14 protein-coding genes are annotated in these 18,113 nt (G+C 35.0%); 12 read left to right on the plus strand and 2 right to left on the minus strand.

All coding sequences use genetic code 11. From position 1 onward, the window contains the following. The first annotated feature begins 1 nt into the window (after window position 1). The 8 genes from I6760_RS08315 to I6760_RS08350 all read left to right on the plus strand — a co-directional run bounded on the left by I6760_RS08315 (window position 2) and on the right by I6760_RS08350 (window position 9,914). Window positions 2-406: a P-II family nitrogen regulator gene (locus I6760_RS08315; protein WP_196594004.1), complete on the plus strand. Its 405-nt coding sequence runs from the start codon at window positions 2-4 to the stop codon at window positions 404-406. 1 nt (window position 407) lies between these two features. Continuing rightward, entirely contained in the window at window positions 408-2,009 is a 1,602-nt protein-coding gene (locus I6760_RS08320) for a nitrogenase component I subunit alpha (RefSeq protein WP_196594005.1), read from the plus strand. After that, window positions 2,002-3,366, plus strand: a complete 1,365-nt coding sequence (locus tag I6760_RS08325) for a nitrogenase component 1 (protein WP_196594006.1) — start codon at window positions 2,002-2,004, stop codon at window positions 3,364-3,366. Before I6760_RS08320 ends, I6760_RS08325 begins: the two co-directional genes overlap by 8 nt. 314 nt (window positions 3,367-3,680) lie before the next feature. Next, complete coding sequence (gene nifE, locus I6760_RS08330) at window positions 3,681-5,027, plus strand: nitrogenase iron-molybdenum cofactor biosynthesis protein NifE (RefSeq protein ID WP_196594007.1); 1,347 nt, start codon at window positions 3,681-3,683, stop codon at window positions 5,025-5,027. Between the two features lie 50 nt (window positions 5,028-5,077). After that, window positions 5,078-7,735 (plus strand): nitrogenase cofactor biosynthesis protein NifB, encoded by a 2,658-nt coding sequence (nifB, locus tag I6760_RS08335; protein ID WP_231036166.1) that lies wholly within the window; start codon window positions 5,078-5,080, stop codon window positions 7,733-7,735. Between the two features lie 30 nt (window positions 7,736-7,765). Next, window positions 7,766-8,698: a homocitrate synthase/isopropylmalate synthase family protein gene (locus I6760_RS08340; RefSeq protein WP_196594008.1), complete on the plus strand. Its 933-nt coding sequence runs from the start codon at window positions 7,766-7,768 to the stop codon at window positions 8,696-8,698. Continuing rightward, a complete protein-coding gene (locus I6760_RS08345) occupies window positions 8,686-9,462 on the plus strand; it encodes a beta/alpha barrel domain-containing protein (RefSeq protein WP_196594009.1) in 777 nt (258 codons plus the stop codon). The genes I6760_RS08340 and I6760_RS08345 overlap by 13 nt, the downstream gene beginning before the upstream one ends. 5 nt (window positions 9,463-9,467) lie before the next feature. Further along, complete coding sequence (locus tag I6760_RS08350) at window positions 9,468-9,914, plus strand: Lrp/AsnC family transcriptional regulator (protein ID WP_196594817.1); 447 nt, start codon at window positions 9,468-9,470, stop codon at window positions 9,912-9,914. A gap of 400 nt (window positions 9,915-10,314) precedes the next feature. Here the strand turns inward: I6760_RS08350 and I6760_RS08355 are convergent, their stop codons facing one another. After that, window positions 10,315-11,082, minus strand: a complete 768-nt coding sequence (locus I6760_RS08355; protein WP_196594010.1) for a DeoR/GlpR family DNA-binding transcription regulator — start codon at window positions 11,080-11,082, stop codon at window positions 10,315-10,317. Window positions 11,083-11,462: 380 nt separating this feature from the next. Here I6760_RS08355 and hxlB point away from each other — a divergent pair, with 380 nt between their 5' ends. Beyond that, window positions 11,463-12,023 (plus strand): 6-phospho-3-hexuloisomerase, encoded by a 561-nt coding sequence (hxlB, locus tag I6760_RS08360; RefSeq protein WP_231036168.1) that lies wholly within the window; start codon window positions 11,463-11,465, stop codon window positions 12,021-12,023. A 480-nt stretch (window positions 12,024-12,503) separates the two neighbouring features. On the opposite strand, the gene I6760_RS08365 is transcribed toward hxlB, so the two are convergent. Beyond that, window positions 12,504-15,098, minus strand: a complete 2,595-nt coding sequence (locus I6760_RS08365; protein ID WP_196594011.1) for a sigma 54-interacting transcriptional regulator — start codon at window positions 15,096-15,098, stop codon at window positions 12,504-12,506. Window positions 15,099-15,409: 311 nt separating this feature from the next. On the opposite strand from I6760_RS08365, the gene I6760_RS08370 reads away from it, so the two are divergent. The 3 genes from I6760_RS08370 (at window position 15,410) to I6760_RS08380 (ending at window position 18,104) form a co-directional block, all read left to right on the plus strand. Next, window positions 15,410-16,444, plus strand: coding sequence for a galactitol-1-phosphate 5-dehydrogenase (locus I6760_RS08370; protein WP_196594819.1), 1,035 nt, complete (start codon window positions 15,410-15,412; stop codon window positions 16,442-16,444). 68 nt (window positions 16,445-16,512) lie between these two features. Further along, a complete protein-coding gene (locus I6760_RS08375; protein ID WP_196594012.1) occupies window positions 16,513-17,256 on the plus strand; it encodes a PTS mannose/fructose/sorbose/N-acetylgalactosamine transporter subunit IIC in 744 nt (247 codons plus the stop codon). Between the two features lie 2 nt (window positions 17,257-17,258). After that, the gene (locus I6760_RS08380) at window positions 17,259-18,104 is read left to right on the plus strand and encodes a PTS system mannose/fructose/sorbose family transporter subunit IID (RefSeq protein ID WP_196594013.1); all 846 of its coding nucleotides are present in this window, start codon (window positions 17,259-17,261) and stop codon (window positions 18,102-18,104) included. Window positions 18,105-18,113: the final 9 nt, after the last annotated feature.

The raw sequence follows: 18,113 nt of genomic DNA on the forward strand, positions 1-18,113 counted from the left end.
AATGAAAGAAATAATGGCTTTTTTACGTATGAATAAAATAAATGATACAAAATCTGCTTTGGCAAGAGCAGGGTATCCTTCCTTCACAGTATCAAAAGCTGTAGGCAGAGGGAAAAAACCGCTGGCAACCGAAGCGATAAATGTAATTGTTGAAAATGAGGGTGAAGTCCCGGCTAATGCTATCGGAGTACATTTATCAGAAGGAACAAGGTTGGTACCGCGTCGGTCTTTTTCTCTTATAGTTGATGATGAACAGGTAGAGCTTGCTGTTAAAACTATAATTGAAGTAAATCAGACGGGGCAGCCGGGAGATGGGAAAATTTTTGTAATGCCTGTTACCAGTGGCTATAATATTCGCACTGGGCAATATCAGGAAAAAGAAATGCAGCAGTTAGGAGAGGATTAAAATGGATGGACGCGAGGCTGTTTTAGATAAATATTCCGGCCGTGTATTTAAGAATAGAAAAGACCATATAGTGCAGTTGGATGAAGCAGGAGTGTCCAAGCAAATAGCGGCAAACAGCCGTTCGGTGCCGGGCCTGATGATTAACAGGGGCTGTTGTTATGCCGGCTGTAAAGGTGTTGTACTGGGGCCTCTGCGTGATATAGTTTTGATAACACATGGGCCGATAGGCTGCGGTTATTACACATGGGGAACAAGGCGTAATAAAGCTGACGCTCCAGATGGGCGTAATTTTATTCAATATAGTTTTTCCACGGATATGCAGGAAACAGATATAGTTTTTGGCGGTATGAAGAAATTGCACCAGGCAATAAAAGAGGCAGTGGAAATATTCCATCCCAAGGCAGTTATGATATGCTCTACCTGTCCTATTGGTTTAATAGGTGATGATATTAATGCCGTCGCATCAGAAGCGGAAAAAGAATTTGGTATAACTTGCATAGCGTACAGTTGTGAAGGATATAAGGGAGTAAGCCAGTCTGCCGGACATCACATTGCTAATAATGGATTGATGAAACGTGTAATCGGGTCGGCAAAGGATGAAGTTAAGGAAAAAGCTTTCCGTATCAATATCCTCGGGGAATATAATATCGGCGGTGATGGATGGGAACAGGAAAGATTATTGAAAAAAATAGGCTATGAAGTAGTTGCTGTATTGACTGGTGATGGTTCATATGAGGCACTTACTCATGCTCATACAGCCAATTTGAATTTAGTTCAGTGCCATCGTTCTATTAATTATATCGCCGAAATGATGAAGACAAAATACAATATTGATTGGATAAAGGTAAATTTTATTGGCATAGATGAAACAATACGTACTCTTAGAGAGCTGGCGGAATATTTTAATGATGAGGAATTGAAAAAACGTACTGAGGAAGTAATTGCTGAAGAACTTGATGAAATAGCTGAGGAAAGAGCTTTTTACCAATCCAAGCTGGAAGGAAAAACAGCTGGTGTTTTTGTGGGTGGTTCAAGATCGCATCATTATCAAAATGTGTTGAAAGATTTCGGGGTAAAAACAGTAATAGCTGGCTATGAATTTGCCCATCGTGATGATTATGAAGGGCGTGAAGTTATTCCTGATATAAAACTCGATGCTGATAGCAAAAATATTGAAACTATAACAGTACAGCCGGATGAGCAACTATATCATGTGGCACTGGACAAAGAAAGGTTTAATGAACTAAGAAAAAATAATATTGAGCTTGAATATTATAAAGGCATGTTTAAAGATATGGGCGATGGGACAATAACTGTCGATGATTTCAATCATTATGAAACAGAAAAAATACTGGAAATATTTAAACCAGATATTTTTTACTCAGGTATTAAAGATAAATATATGATACAGAAAAAAGGTGTGCCTTCCAATCAGCTGCATTCTTACGATTACAGTGGACCGTATGCGTGTTTCAAAGGTGCAATAACATTTGCCAGAAACACATATCTTAGTATTTATACACCAGCATGGAAAATGTTGACGCCACCTTGGCGTACACAATCTACATTAGAAGGTACGATAGGAGATGAAAACTATGCTTGATATGACCCCTAAAGAAATAGTAAAAAGAAAAGCTTTGCGGGTAAATCCGGCGAAGACATGTCAGCCTGTAGGGGCAATGTATGCGGCACTGGGTGTTCATCGCTGTATGCCGCATAGTCATGGTTCACAGGGCTGCTGTTCTTATCACCGAACATTTTTGGCCCGCCATTTTAAAGAACCGGCCATTGCTACTACCAGTTCATTTTCTGAAGGAGCTTGTGTATTTGGCGGTGGCAGTAACTTAAAAAAAGCAGTAAAAAATATTTTTGACATATATAATCCTGATATTATTGCCGTGCATACTACCTGTCTTAGTGAAACAATCGGTGATGATCTTAACACACTGATCCAGGAACTGGAAATACCGGAAGGAAAATTGGTTATTCATACTAATACACCGAGCTATGTTGGGTCGCATATCAATGGTTTTGCCAATATGATGACAGGTTTTATTAAATATCTTAGCGAAAAAAGTGCTGTTGATAATGGAAAGATAGGAATATTTCCTGGGTTTGTCAATCCCGGAGACATGCATGAATTAAAGCGTATTGCAAAATTGATCGGCGCAAAATATATAATGTTTCCTGATACTGACGGGACAATGAATGCACCGCTGACAGGTCATTATGAAATGTATCCTAAAGGCGGGACAACTATAAATGAGATTCGTCAGCTGGGAGGAGCAAGACATGTACTGGCTCTGGGAGAAATAACCAGTGCAGCACCTGCACTGGAAATAAAGAGAAAATGTGATGTTGATTCAACAATGCTGCCACTGCCCATGGGGATAGAAGCCACTGATAGTTTTGTCATGGCTTTATCACATTTAAGCAAAAAAGAGGTGCCAGCTGAAATTGAAGAAGAACGCGGGCAGCTTTTGGATATAATGGTGGATTCGCATGCTTACTATGGGGATAAGCGGGTAGCTATTGCTGGAGATCCTGATACAGTTTTGGGCTTGGCTTCGTTTTGTCTTGAACTAGGCATGAAGCCCAAGTATATGATAACAGGGACACCAGATCAAAAATTTACCCAAAAAGCAAAAGAAAAATTATTGAAATATGGTGTTATCGATTGCATAGCAAAAGCAAATACTGACTTGTTTGAACTGCACCAGCTTATGAAAAATGAATCTGTTGATCTGTTAATCGGTGGAACCCATTGCAAATATATTGCCCGGGCTGAGGATGTGCCATTTGTACGTGCAGGATTTCCTATCCTTGACCGCTATGTTCATTCATATATGCCCTTGGTAGGATACAGGGGAGCAATGCGCATGGCAGAACTGATAAGTAATGCATTATTAGATCGGCAGGATCGTGATGCAGCTGATAAAGATTTTGAATTGGTTATGTAAGTGAAAATAAGTATTGTTATTGTTTTTAGATGACAATACTTATTTTATTAAATCTTATCTATTGTATTTTTGTAAAACTTTGTGTATAATAAACAAAATGATAAATATAAATAGAAGCTGTGCGGGACTTATAAAAGCCCCCTAATACAATGAAGTATTAATTTTGTATTAGGGGGTTTTTGTGTTTTTTAGTATATTAATGATTGTAAAATTAGGAAAATAATAAATTTAGTTGCTGTAGTAAGAGAAATAATAAAGCTTTTATAAAAATATTTGTTTTTTATGAAAAATAATTAGTAAAGGATGTGTGGATTATGAGTAAAGGCATTTTAGAAGTGCGTAAAAAGTCAATAATGGTGAAAAATCTTGGCTGCAGCGGAACCGGTATAGATTGCGATAAAGCAAGTGTTTCTGGTGCTGTTAGTCAAAGAGCCTGTGTTTATTGCGGGGCGCGTGTTGTGTTGAATCCCATAACAGATGCATTCCATATTATCCACGGTCCTATAGGATGTGCCAGTTACACATGGGATATCCGCGGAAGCTTATCAAGTGGTAGTGAAATTTATCGCAATAGTTTTTCTACTGATTTAAGAGAAAAAGATATAATTTTTGGCGGAGCCAAAAAACTAACAGCAGCAATAGATGAAATAGTGGGAAAATATGCACCTAAGTTAATATTTGTTTATGCCACATGTATTGTAGGCGTAATTGGTGATGACGTGGAAGCAGTATGTAAAGATGCCGAAAAAAGATATGCCATACGTGTTATTCCGGTGAAAGCTGCCGGCTTTTCCGGGACGAAAAGGCAGGGCTATAAGCTTGCCTGTGATGCAGTTATGAAACTTATTCGTCCGTATAAACTTGTGGGAAAAATGTCCCATCATGGACTCAATATATTAGGAGATTTTAACTTAGCAGGCGAAATGTGGCTTATACAGAATTATTTCAGGAATATAGGTATTGATATAGTATCAACTTTTACGGGTGATGCTTCCTATGATAAGCTGCTAAAAGCACCAGCAGCAGCACTCAATATCGTGCAGTGTGCTGGTTCTTCGATTTATATGGCCAACTTAATGGAAGAAGAGTTCGATATTCCTTTTATAAAAGTAAGTTTTTTTGGTATTGAAGATACCAGTGCCTCTATAATGCAGGTTGCCAATATATTGGGCGATGAAACAGTAATTGCCAGGGCAGAAGAATTTACCAGCAGGGAAAGTGCCAGACTGAGAAAATTCGTGGACAAATACAAGAAAAATTTTCTTGGCAAAAAAGCGGCTATTTATGTTGGCGGTGGATTTAAAGCTATTTCCTTAATACGGCAGTTCAATGAAATGGGGATTCAGACAGTTGTAGTAGGTACGCAGACGGGCAGAAAAGACGAATATGAAATTATCCAGAGCATAGTAAATGAAGATACTGTAATATTGGATGATGCCAACCCGGCAGAACTGGAGTATTTCATGAAACAAAAACATGCTGATATCCTGGTGGGGGGAGTAAAAGAACGTCCTCTGGCATATAAACTGGGTATTGCCTTTTGCGATCACAACCATGAAAGAAAACATGCGCTTGGTGGTTATGAAGGTGTAGAGAACTTTACTAAAGAAATTAATTTGAGTATAAATAGTCCTGTGTGGGATTATATGACGGCTATATAAATAAAGATAATAATATATTCATTTGGTATAGAGAGAAAGGAAGGGCGGTCATGGAAAATGCCGTTAATTTAAATATAAATCCCTGCAAAATGTGCGTGCCATTGGGTTCTGTAACAGCATTGTACGGTATCGCCCGCTGTATGTCCATTCTGCACGGATCACAAGGGTGCAGTACATATATAAGGCGCCATATGGCAACCCATTATAATGAGCCGGTTGACATTGCATCTTCTTCGCTCACAGAAGAAGGAACAGTTTTTGGTGGAGAAAAAAATCTTGTAACAGGACTGGAAAATTTAATAAGACTTTATGAACCGGAAGTCATTGGAGTATCAACGACCTGTCTGGCGGAAACGATCGGCGAAGATGTTCCGGCCATAATAAAAAAGTTTTATGAAAAACATCCTGAATGTAAAGCCAAGATCATTCCTATATCCTCTCCCAGTTATGCAGGCACCCATTTTGACGGATTCTTTCGGGCGTTAAGAGCTGTAGTGCAATATGCTGATATGGATACCAGTAAAAATAATAAGATCAATATAGTAACAGGTATGATATCACCTGCTGATACCAGAGAGCTGAAAGATTTATTGGAAATTATGGGGATTGATTATATCCTTTTACCTGATTTGTCAGATAATCTTGACGGTATACATGTAGATAAATATGACCGCTTGCCCAAGGGAGGCACTCCGCTAAGTGAGATAGCAAAAATGGCAGGGGCAAAATATACAATAGAATTATCGACGTTCAATACAGAAGAATTTTCTCCGGCGGTTTATTTAAATAAGAAATATGATATACCTTATTGTCGGCTTGATCTGCCAATAGGTCTGAAAGCAACAGATGCTTTGGTCAGCAAACTTAAAGAATTAGGTGGGGAAGTGCCGGAAAAACTAAGGGCGCAGCGTGGACGTTATCTTGATGCAATGGTAGATTCACACAAATATAATGCCATCGGTCGGGCGGCAATATTTGGAGAACCGGATTTTGTCAAAGGAATGGTGAACTTATGCTGTGAAAATGGAGTGATTCCGGTGTTGTGTGCTACTGGTTCAGTATGCCATACGTTTACCGATGTACTGGAAAAGCAGGTAAAAACAGCAGCAGATCTTCAATTTGTAGATAAAACTGCCATAGAAGATGATGCAGATTTTACAATGATCGAAAATCATGTAGTTGGCTGCGGAGCAAATATAATGATTGGCAGTGGTGATGGATACAGAATTGAAGAAAAAACAAAAGTACCATTGATTCGCTGCACTTTTCCGATACATGACCGTGTAGGAGGACAACGAGTACAGATGATGGGGTATGCAGGGTCTATGAAAATTCTTGATAATATAGCAAATACCCTTTTGGCAAGACTCGAAACCGGTTATAGACAGGAAATCTATACAAAGTATTTTCATAATGGGACACCAGAAAAAATCCAGGAAAATAAAATTGTTGATATAAACAAACGGCATGTTTTACAGGAAAAAACTCTAAAACATCCCTGCTTTACCTGTGGAAGCGGGCAGTATGCCAGAATACATCTGCCGATAGCACCAAAGTGTAATATCCAGTGCAACTATTGTGTACGCAAATATGACTGCCCTAATGAAAGCCGTCCCGGAGTGACTACTGAAATATTATCACCGCAGGAAGCATTTGATAAATACATGCTCGTCAAAAAGCGGGTACCAAACCTGACCGTAGTCGGGATTGCCGGCCCCGGTGATGCTTTAGCTAACTTTGAGCAGACTAGGCAGACATTGCAAATGATAAGACAGGCAGATGATAAGGTCACGTTTTGCCTATCGACAAATGGACTGATGCTGCCACAGTATGCGCAGGATATTATAGATTTGGGTGTCACGCATGTTACAGTTACACTCAACGCAGTAGATCCTAAAATAGGTGCCAAAATATATAAACATGTTGATTATATGGGGATGCGGTACACAGGAGAAAGCGCAGCTGGAATCCTTTTGGGAAATCAGCTCAATGGTATTCGTTATCTTACGAGACATGGTATTATTTGCAAAATAAATATTGTTATGCTCAAGGGGATTAATGAAGAACATATAGTAGATATAGTAAAAAAGGTAAAAGACCTGGGGTGTGAAATAACTAATATAATGCAGTTGATTCCAGTGAAAGGCAGTGCTTTTCAGGATATGCCGCTGGTTTCCAATAAAGAAATAACGCAAATGCGTAAAAAATGCGGCGAACACATGAAGCAGATGTACCATTGCAAACAATGTCGTGCTGATGCTATAGGGACGTTGGGAAATGATCTGTCCATAGAATATCGTAAATGTACAGGAACAGTAAATGATGCTGCAGATAAAGATAAAATGTATCGTTTCGCTGTTGCCACCAAAAGCGGTATGCTGGTTGATAATCATTTTGGTCATGCCAATGAATTTTATATCTATGAAAGTAACGGCAGCCAGGTTCGCTTTATCGAAAAGCGCAATGTGGAAAAATATTGTGTCGGCAAAGAGCTGTGCGATGATAAGATGGATAAAATAGAAAAAATAATCTTAGCTATAAAAGATTGTGCAGCTGTTATAACTCTGCGGATAGGGACTTCACCACAAAAACGTCTTGAACAAGAAAAAATAGATGTTATTGTCACATATGATCGTATTGAGAATGCTGTAAAAAAAGCTGCATTGGCAAAAAAAAATACCGGCGAATTATTGGATACAGCATTATAATAAGGTTTTTCTTTAAAGAGGTGCATATTTATGATAACAGATGCAACTTTGTGTTATATGGAAAAAACGTCAAAATATCAGCAGTATCGTATTTTAAAAAATCTGGCAAAACTATCTGTTGATGCCATAGAAATGACAGCTTCAGTATGGCAGAACCTTGCTGACATGGTTTTGCCGCCGTGTAAGTATGTACTGCGCGTAAAAGACAAAACAGACATATATAATTTTAAAGGGTTTCATAGATATGTTATTGCTCAAAAAGATGACAGTGCTGATAATGTTTTCATAAGACAGAAAATATTATCAGCACAAGGAAAGTGTATAGGAGTACGGATTAAAGGCTGTACCACTTTGTCAGTGCCAGACATGCAAAAACAATTTGCTGAATGGAAGAAAAAGAAAAAGCAGGTATCATTTGAGCCACTGGATTATTTAAACCAGGCCGCAGCATTAGCTGCAGGCTGGTTATTGAACGATGGGTATGGAGTCGTTACTGCTTTTTGCGGCCTTGCATCCCATGCTCCCTTAGAGGAAGTTTTGCTGACACTCCATTTACTGGGAATAAAACAATTGCAAGGAAAGCTTGATTTTTCGGAACTAAAAACAATAATGGAACAGGAAAATATAATTATACCAGCAAATAAGCCTGTTATTGGAGCATCAATATTTGCAGTAGAGTCAGGCATACATGTAGATGGTATATTGAAGAATCCTCATCTTTATGAACCATATCCACCGGAATTAGTAAATTCCAAACGCCATATAATACTGGGTGACAGTTCAGGAAAAAGTGCAGTAGAAGCCAAAATGCGGGAACTGCAAATTAATTATCATCAAGTAAATATGACTGATATCTTAGAAAAAGTAAAAAGAAAATCACGGTCTTTGTGCCGATCGATAACAGATAAGGAGTTTTGTGAGTTACTGGGGATTGGTGGGAATAAAAAACCATGCTTGAGATAAATAATACTCAGTACCATATTGTTGATACAACACTGCGGGATGGAGCCCAAAGCCCCTTTATCATGTTTAGTGATAGAGAAAAGATTGCTATAGCTGAAATGTTGAATGAAAAAGGCGTTTATCAGATAGAGGCTGGAATTCCTGCAATGGGAAAGAGTGAACAAATGATAATAAAAAAAATAAAAAGTGTCTGCGGTAATATGAAAGTATCAGCATGGAACAGGTTGAATAAAAATGATGTTATTGCTTCGACAGGCTGTAATGCTGATATTATTCATATAAGCGTGCCGGTATCACAGCGGCAGATCCATGATAAACTGAAAAAAGATGAAACATGGATAATTAAAAAAATAGAAGAAGTATTGTCATTTGCTGAGGACAGGGCTAACGCAATAACCGTTGGTCTGGAAGATGCATCGAGAGCAGATATGGATTTTATTATTACTGTTATAAAAAAAGTACAGCAATTTAGTGTAAATACAGTCAGATATGCCGATACAGTAGGAATTATGACACCTATTGCAGTTTATCAGCAGATAACACAAATAATAAAGAAAACAAATATCGAAATAGAGTTTCATGCCCATAACGATTTAGGAATGGCAGTGGCAAATTCGATAGCAGCTGTACAGGCCGGTGCTGCTTTTATAGACACTACAGTCAATGGAATAGGTGAACGCTGCGGCAACTGTGATATGGATAAATTTGTATTTGCTGCTTCATCAACATTTAACAGCGGGAAAAGTGAGAGGGTTGAAAGGTGAATAAAATGGATAAGACAGATAAAGCAATATTAAAAAATTTGCAAAAAAATGCGCGTATGACAATTTCTGACTTGAGTGTAGCTATTTCCCTGTCAATGCCAGCGGCTAGTGAGCGGCTGCGCAAATTAGAAACTTCAGGTGTGATAAAACAATATACTGTTGTTTTAGATCCCGAAAAAATAAATAAACATTTGACGGCATTGATGTTTTTGCGGTTTGATAATACTGCCAACGGAGAAAACTTTGCTGAATATGCCAGTGATGAATCAGAAATAAATGAATGCTATTATATAACAGGTGAATATGATTATTATCTGAAAATAATAACAGAAGATGCACGTACCCTGAAATCATTATTATCTAGGATCAAAAATAATCCCGGACTAGTAAAAACATCCAATGTGGTTGTTTTGTCAAATATAATAGATAATGTATCAGTATTGTCTGATTAATAAAATTATATATTTACAAATATTTTTAATATTTACCATTAGGCAGGCCTGATTTAACTTTTTGCTTTATTTGTAAACAAAAGCCTGCTGTATTTCAGCTATTATAACATATAAGCTGTCGCACTTAGACATTTTCATTCATAAATTATAATTATGTTGTTTAAAAGAGCAGGTGACCTTATAGCAGTATTAAACAGCAACTTTATGAAGTTAATGACATTTGTACGGCGGCTTTTTATTTTTATTATATTATTAGGAAGATTAGTTTAATGAGTGAAGTTTGTATGATATAAAGTTATTTTGTTGCAGTACGAGTTATATTTTCCAAGTGGGCAACATGTATAAACTAGGGGGATTATTAAAACAATATAAGTTAATGCCTACTATAAATTATTGATAATTATTTTTCTACTAAGATTAAATTAGTAGATTTTTTTAATTCATTTGCAGTTTTATGATTAATACCAGTATCGGTTATTAAATAATTTATATCACTCCATAATGCATATTCTACTAATGCAGTTGAGTGTGATTTATTGCTGTCAGCTAAAACAATGGTAAGCTTGGAATTAATAATCATTGTTTTTTTTACGGCAGCATCTGAAAAATCAATTGATACAGGACCGCGATGTTCTTTAAAGCCACTGGATCCTAAGAATGCAATATCTACTTTTATTCTAGCAAGAAATTCTGTGGCACCAAATCCTGTTAAAGACATTGTTGTGTTATTGAGTTCTCCACCACTCATATAAACTTTATTTTTACTGTTTACTAGTATATTCGCGGCACTGATTGAATTGGTAATAATAGTCAGTCCTTTTTTTAGGTAAAGCATTTTAGCTAGACAAAGAGTAGTGCTTCCTGCATCAATAAATAAGACAGTATTATTTGTTATAAAGGAAAGAGCCTTGTTGGCAATAGCATTTTTTAAATCAAAATTTTCTGCACTTCTTGTTTCAAGTGGTCTTTCCATAACTTCAAGTGCAGATAAAGCCCCACCGCGACTTTTTTTTATAATTCCTATTTTATCTAAATATATTAAGTCCTTGCGTATGGTTTCTGTTGAAACAGAAAAATTGTTTGATAATTCACCTACTTTAATACTGCCATTTGAGATTATTAGCTTGGCAATTTTGTTTCTTCTTTCAGCAGTAATTAATTTACCCATATATTACATCTCCAACTTAATATTTTATTATAAAGTATAACAGACAATAACATTTTTAACCAATCTAAAAATGTTTAATCACAATTAATACCAACAAAAAGGTTGTTGACAAATAATTAGTGCAATGTTATTCTTGCATTATCAATTAATAACAATAATAATATTGGTATTAATTGTGATTATAAGCTAAATTTATTTGGAAATATTGTTATATATTCGTTTATTATATATGCAGATTTATGCATTGGAAAATATTCTTAGAATATAGGGTTGAAATTTTGGTAACTGGTAGTAAAAGTGTATTTAGTAAGTAAAACTTATGCCCAAAATTATAAACAGATAAGAAGAACTGTTAATGAACATTTTATAGGAGAAAATTTATGATGAGTTATGAAATGGCACGAAAATTAGTGATTGGAGAATGTAATGTTGCATTATCAAAAATTAATGAATATAAAGTTGAAGAATTCATTAATATGCTTTTTCAAGCCGATAAAATATTTCTTATTGGTGTAGGCAGAGTGAAACTTGAGCTGGAAGCTTTTGCTAAAAGATTGTTTCATTTGGGTTTTAGAACATATATGGTAGGCGATATAACGGAACCGGCAATAACGGACAGGGATATTTTGATAGTAGGTTCAGGCAGTGGAGAGTCAATAGTGCCAGTAGCTATAGCTAAGAAGGCAAAAAAATTTGGTGGTAAAATAATTCATATTGGTTCTAATTCACAGAGTAGTTTAGCACCTGTTACCAATTTAATGTTGCGAATTCCGGTACAAACAAAACTTTACCGTGAGGATGAAATAGCTTCTAAACAACCAATGTCAAGCCTATTTGAACAAAGTTTGTTATTGTTATGTGATTCTATTGCAGTCATGATAGTAGATAAAAAACATATAGAATTAAAAAAATTATGGAATTATCATGCTAATTTAGAATGAAGATGAAAAGGTAGGATAATAGCAAGGTATTTAGATAGAAAGATTAGTATCTTAGATAATGTGTATTTGTATGATTAAAGTATAATTATAGTCAGTTAAGTGTTACTGGATAAAAAAATTATCAGTGGATCATATGTTCAGTTTATGACTGATAATGTGAGTAAAAATGGTTTTTATATAATAATTATTCCATAATTGTATTAATTAACGTACATTCAGATAAGGGGCATTAAAAATAGAATTGTCACTTTTGAAACTGAATAAATTGATAATATTTTCAGAAAAAATTGCTTACTGTAAGTGAGGTCATTTTATATAAATATACAATTATGAAAGTTGATACTGAATTAGGAAAAAATATTTTATAGAAATATTATGGTTTTAAAAATAATTCCATGTAAATATGAAAAATGACTATGTTAATATCATAAATAATGGTAAATATGTCTGGAAGAAATACAAATGGTACTTTTAAATAACTTATTTTATAGAAAAAATTTCTGTAATGTAACAAAGTTCACTATCTTGTATAGTAACACCATAAGTATGTTCAATAATTGTGAAAGCTTTTTTAATTATATTGAAAATTTTAATGTGATGAGGTAATAATGTTTGTAAATCTTGATATTCCATTTGATCGTTACGGATGGCGCGTTCCAACATACAAGAGGTATGAAACATGAATTTTATATAAAGACTAGAAGTTTGTCGGCAATTTAATTGAGTTGTAATATTGGCAAATATTTTTTCAAGTAAGGGAATAGCTTTTTGTGTATCAATAAAAATAAGTATATTTTTTAGTAATTTGATGATTTTTTCGGAATTAAGGTTAAGTTTTTCAGCAATTGGTGCTAATATGGGTAACGGTGATGTGACATTCATACCTATATAATAGCTTTGACTGGATACTTCATGTGCAAGTTGTTCTAATGATATTGTTGATGATAATGCTTTACGGGTTGCTTCGATAACCATAGAAGTTGTAGCCATTTTGAGAGTATACGTTTTTATATTTGTTGCATTAGTAATAAGTTCACCAAAAGTTGTTAGAGATCCCATATCAGCTAAAATTAATACACCTTTACCTTCATCAATTGTTTCTATAATTTTAGTAACCTTTTTTAGAGCATGACTGACTTTTTCTTCTAATGTCATACAAAAACCATGAGCATGTTGAGTGCCAAGAAGTCTATTTGCTACCTGAGCAAAATCAGTAGCAGTGTGGTAACCGTGTGTAAGAACTAAAATTGCAATATGGGTATCTTTGGTATTTATATCCAGAGTTTGGAGACAAAGAGAAATTAGCGCAGATTCCTGTTTAGGTATAGAAATATTTAAATTTTGTTCAAGGGAAGTTGTAATACGCGTAGATATAAGATAGTAAATATTATTTTTATTGATATCTATATTATTTTTAGGAAGACGTAGAGGTTTGTTTATTCGTATTCTTTCAAGCATAGTTTCGACATGTAATACAAGGCCATGAAATACTTGTGTTGAAATGTGTAAATCAAATTCCTGTTCAATTAAAAGTAATACTTTTTTTAATAAATAGTAAATTTGAGGAGAAATAATTTTTAAGAAGGCGGCTTCCTCAGTAGCAGTGTTTAAAGAATGAGTTTTATTGATATCTATATCAAAATATTCTGTTATTTGATTATCAAATATGCTATTTATTGTGGATAATGAAAGCCCTTCTGCAAAGTATTTTTTTGAATTATTTAACATAGTTTTATAAAAATTAGTTTGCGGAGTTTCAGTAGCAGGTGTATAAACTGGTTGTTTAGGATAAAATATTATGTCTTTAATAATATTTAGATCAAATGATGAATTCAAATTAGAACGCTTAGTGGGAAGTACATCGAATAATTTAAGATACTGGGCGGGCAATTGGGAAAGTTTAATGTATAGTTGGGAGTTTTTTTCGGTAATTAAACTAACGAATGCATTGGCACAAATAAGTTTTATATCATTTTCAAGTTGACCAATATTGCCAGGACAATCATATATAAGAAGAAGTTTTAAAATTTCAGCAGATACACAGATTTCACGTTCCATATTTTGGGATTCCTTTTGGAAAAAAAGCTTGATAAGATCATAACGTTCCTCAAGTGATCGATTTTCAAGGTCAGGAATTTGTATAAGATTAGGAATGCGGCGCAGAAATGTTTTGAGTATTGCTGTACCAGGTTTTTCCGTAGTGGCTGCAATAATGAGGACTTGGGCTGAACAAGTATTGTTTGAATCGCCAAGACGATAATATTGACCACGATCGATAAGTGAAAATAACATTTCTTGTCCTTCTGGAGGAAGGCGATGGACTTCATCAAGAAAAAGTATTCCATGATTAGCTTTTTCAATAAGACCTGTATGATCATTAATCGCACCGGTAAAAGCTCCTTTTTTGTGGCCAAAGAGATGAGATAATAAAAGTTGTTGGTTCCCTGCATAATCTGCACAATTAAAGATTATATAAGGGGCATTTAGTGACAAACAGTGCATTTGTTGTGCATAAGAGTACATAATGCGGGCAAATGTTGTTTTTCCTCCACCAGTTGGTCCAATAATTAAAGTATGCAGCCCATGAGGCGGATAGAGAATAGCAGCTTTACTCTGTTTAACGGCTGTTTTAAGGCTGCGATTATAACCTATTAATTTTTTAAAAGGAGATTCATTAATATTAATAGGAGACTGTTTGTTAGTTTTTGAGGAAGAATTAGCATTTGAGATTGGTGTGATTGGTTTTGCCAATTTAGATAAATGAGATATAGAAGAAAAAAATGTTTGAAAGTCACTAATATTTTTAAAAGTATAATTTGATAATGACATTTGTGAATAGCTTTCCAAAAATTGAGATGATAGGAATAATACAGGTTTACCATGAATTTTTATTAATTGTTTTTCACGATATAATTGATTGAGATCCCGGCTGACATTGTCACGGCTAAAACCTAATTGAGAGCTAATCCAAGTGGCATTAAATTTGCCAATGGCATTGTGTTTATCAATTAGTAATGCACTTTGTTTTTGGAGAAAAGACAATATATGTTTTTTGCGGGTTACTTGTTTAGCCATAAATAATCCTTTCTATGATAATGTGTGTAGAGTTTGTTAATTTAATAACACAGATTACAATAAATACAACATAATAATAAAAATTACAAATTTATTATAACACAGATAGATGAAATAATTTTTGTTATTTAATGTAAAAAATAAATTTTCGAAAAATTCTATAGAATGTATTGCCAATACAGTACTTTTTTATCAACACAGGTAACACAGATAAATTGGCATGGAATTTGCTCTAAATAATAGTGTGTACACAAAAATTATGTAGTGTGAGAAGGTAGTTTGAAATGGAGGAATAGTTAAAAGTGGAAAAAATGAGAGCAGCTGTATTAAAATCTGTTGGAAGATTGGAGGTAGAGGATGTTTCCATACCCGATTTGGGTACTGAGGATGTTTTGGTAAAAGTTTCAGCCTGTGGAATTTGTGGTTCGGATTTACCACGGATATTAACCACAGGAACATATAATTTCCCTACAATTCCTGGGCATGAATTCGGTGGAAAAATTTATTCAGTAGGAAGTAAAAAGTATAATTATCTTATTGGTAAAAAAGTGGCAGTGAATCCACTCATTCCATGTTATCATTGCGAGATGTGTGAAATCGGTATGTTTGAGCAGTGTAGACAATATGATTTTTTGGGTTCACGTAGTAATGGTGGATTTTCAGAGTATGTAAAAGTGCCAATTAAGAATATAGTACTTTTACCAGAAGCTTTTGATGATAAAGCCGTTGTATTTCTTGAACCGAGTGCGGTAGCGTTGCATGTTGTACAAAATTGTCGGTTAAAATTCGGTGAAAATGTTGTAGTTTTTGGATTAGGTGCTATTGGCATGTTTATTGCGCAATGGGCAAAAGCATTTGGGGCTGAACATGTTTTTGCGATTGACATAGATGAAAAAAAGGTTATTTTAGCAAAACAATTAGGTTTACAAAATGCTTATTGTTCATTAAATACAGATATAAAAAAGGTTATTAATGAATTAACAGAAGGGGTTGATTTTGTGGCTGAAGCATCAGGTTCGGCAACGGCATTTAAACAGGGAATTAGTTTGTTACGTCAGTCTGGAAGGCTAGGATTAGTGGGGCGGTTTATAAGTAATGTAATGTTAGAGCCGCAAATTTTTGAAAAAATTTTACGTTTGCAGTTATGTATTCAGGGAACATGGAGTTTTGAGACAAAAAAATTCCCATATAGTGCATGGAAACAAAGCGTAAACGCTATAGTAGAAGGAAAAATTAAAGTAATGCCCTTGATTTCACATACATTTCCTTTGGAGAAAATAATGCAGGCAGTAAAATTTATGTCTGACAGAAAAAATTTTTATTCAAAAATTTTGATTTTACCATAATGCCAAATTTAATTAAACAGTAAATGCATTAAGTTAATATTAATAATATGAGAAAAGAGGTAATATGTATGCTATCGGCAATTTTAGTAGCAATTATTGCTACACTGAGTACATGGTGGGTTAGTCATGCAATAACTAGAACATGGTTATATCCATTATGGTCTGGCTTTTTAGTTGCATTAGCAATGGGAGAACCCATTATAGGAATGAAAGCTGCTGCATATATTCAACTGACATACCTTGGCTGGATAACGGCTGGAGGTACTATGCCGGGGAATTTAATGGTTGCGGGTGTGTTTGGTACAGCTTTAACTATACTGTCAGGAGCTGATCCCATTTTAGCACCTACTTTTGCTGTACCATTTAGTTTATTAGGAATTTTAACATGGCAGGCATATATGACACTAAATAGTTTTTGGGTGCATAAGGCTGATAAATATGTGGCAGAGGGCAATTTGACAGGTATCCGCATGATGAATTGGATACCATCAGGTGTATTGAGTTTTGTTTTAAATGGAATACCAGCGTTTATTTTAGTTCGTTTTGGTGGGGATTATGCGACACGGGCATTAGCTTCTATACCGCAGTATCTTATAAATGCATTTTCTACTGTAGGAGCGTTAATGCCGGCACTTGGGATTGCAATGTTGTTGATGTATATTGGTAAAAGGAAAATAATAGCGTTCTTTTTTGCAGGGTATTTTCTTACCGTTTATTTACATTTGGATACAATGGCAATTACAGTGTTTGCGGCAATTGCTGGTGTATTGGTATATTTCTTTACAGTTGATAATAAAAATGAAGGGGTGTAATTATGGGACAGGAGGATAATAAAAATCAAGTAAAATTGCGTAAAGGTGATCTTATAAAACATTGGCTGGGAGGATATTCCCAGGAAACTTGCTATAATTATGAACGATTACAGGCGTTGGGATCTACACAAGCTATTATACCGGTAATTAAGCGATTATATAAAACAAAAGAAGAACGTGCACGGGCATTAAAAAAATATATGGTATTTTTCAATACAGAACCATCTTTTATAGGAACCGTAATACCGGGAATTGCTGCTTCTATGGAAGAACAAGCTGCAAATGGAGTTAAAGTAACAGAAGATGATATTAACTCTTTACGCACAGGACTTATGGGACCAATGGCTGGCATTGGTGATACAGTATCACAAGGTATAGTTTATCCTATTCTTGCAGGTATTGCTTGTTCACTTGCTCTGGCTGGTAATTTGGCAGGACCGATATTGTTTGAGGTTTGTTATAAAGTTATTATGTTAACATGTGGTTATACAATGTATATGGTAGGATATAAAAAAGGTAAAACTGCTATTTTAGGTTTTTTACGGGCGGGAACATTAAACCGAGTAACGGAAATTTTTAGTATTGTGGGATTAATGGTTATTGGTTCAATGGCAGCGACACGGGTTACCATTATGACTCCTATTGCCTTTACTGTTGGTGAAGTGGGAATTAATTTACAAAAAGTTTTAGATTCGTTATTGCCATCAATGCTGCCGCTTTTAGCGGTTCTGGCAGTTTGGAAACTTCTGGCAAAGGGAAAAAGTCCAACATATGTAATTGCGATATTATTTATATTTGGTGTGATTTGTTCATTGTTGGGTATTTTATCAATTCCAGTAACGCATTAATGGGGAATA

The organism is Pectinatus sottacetonis (genome assembly GCF_015732155.1).
Lineage (GTDB): Bacteria > Bacillota > Negativicutes > Selenomonadales > Selenomonadaceae > Pectinatus > Pectinatus sottacetonis.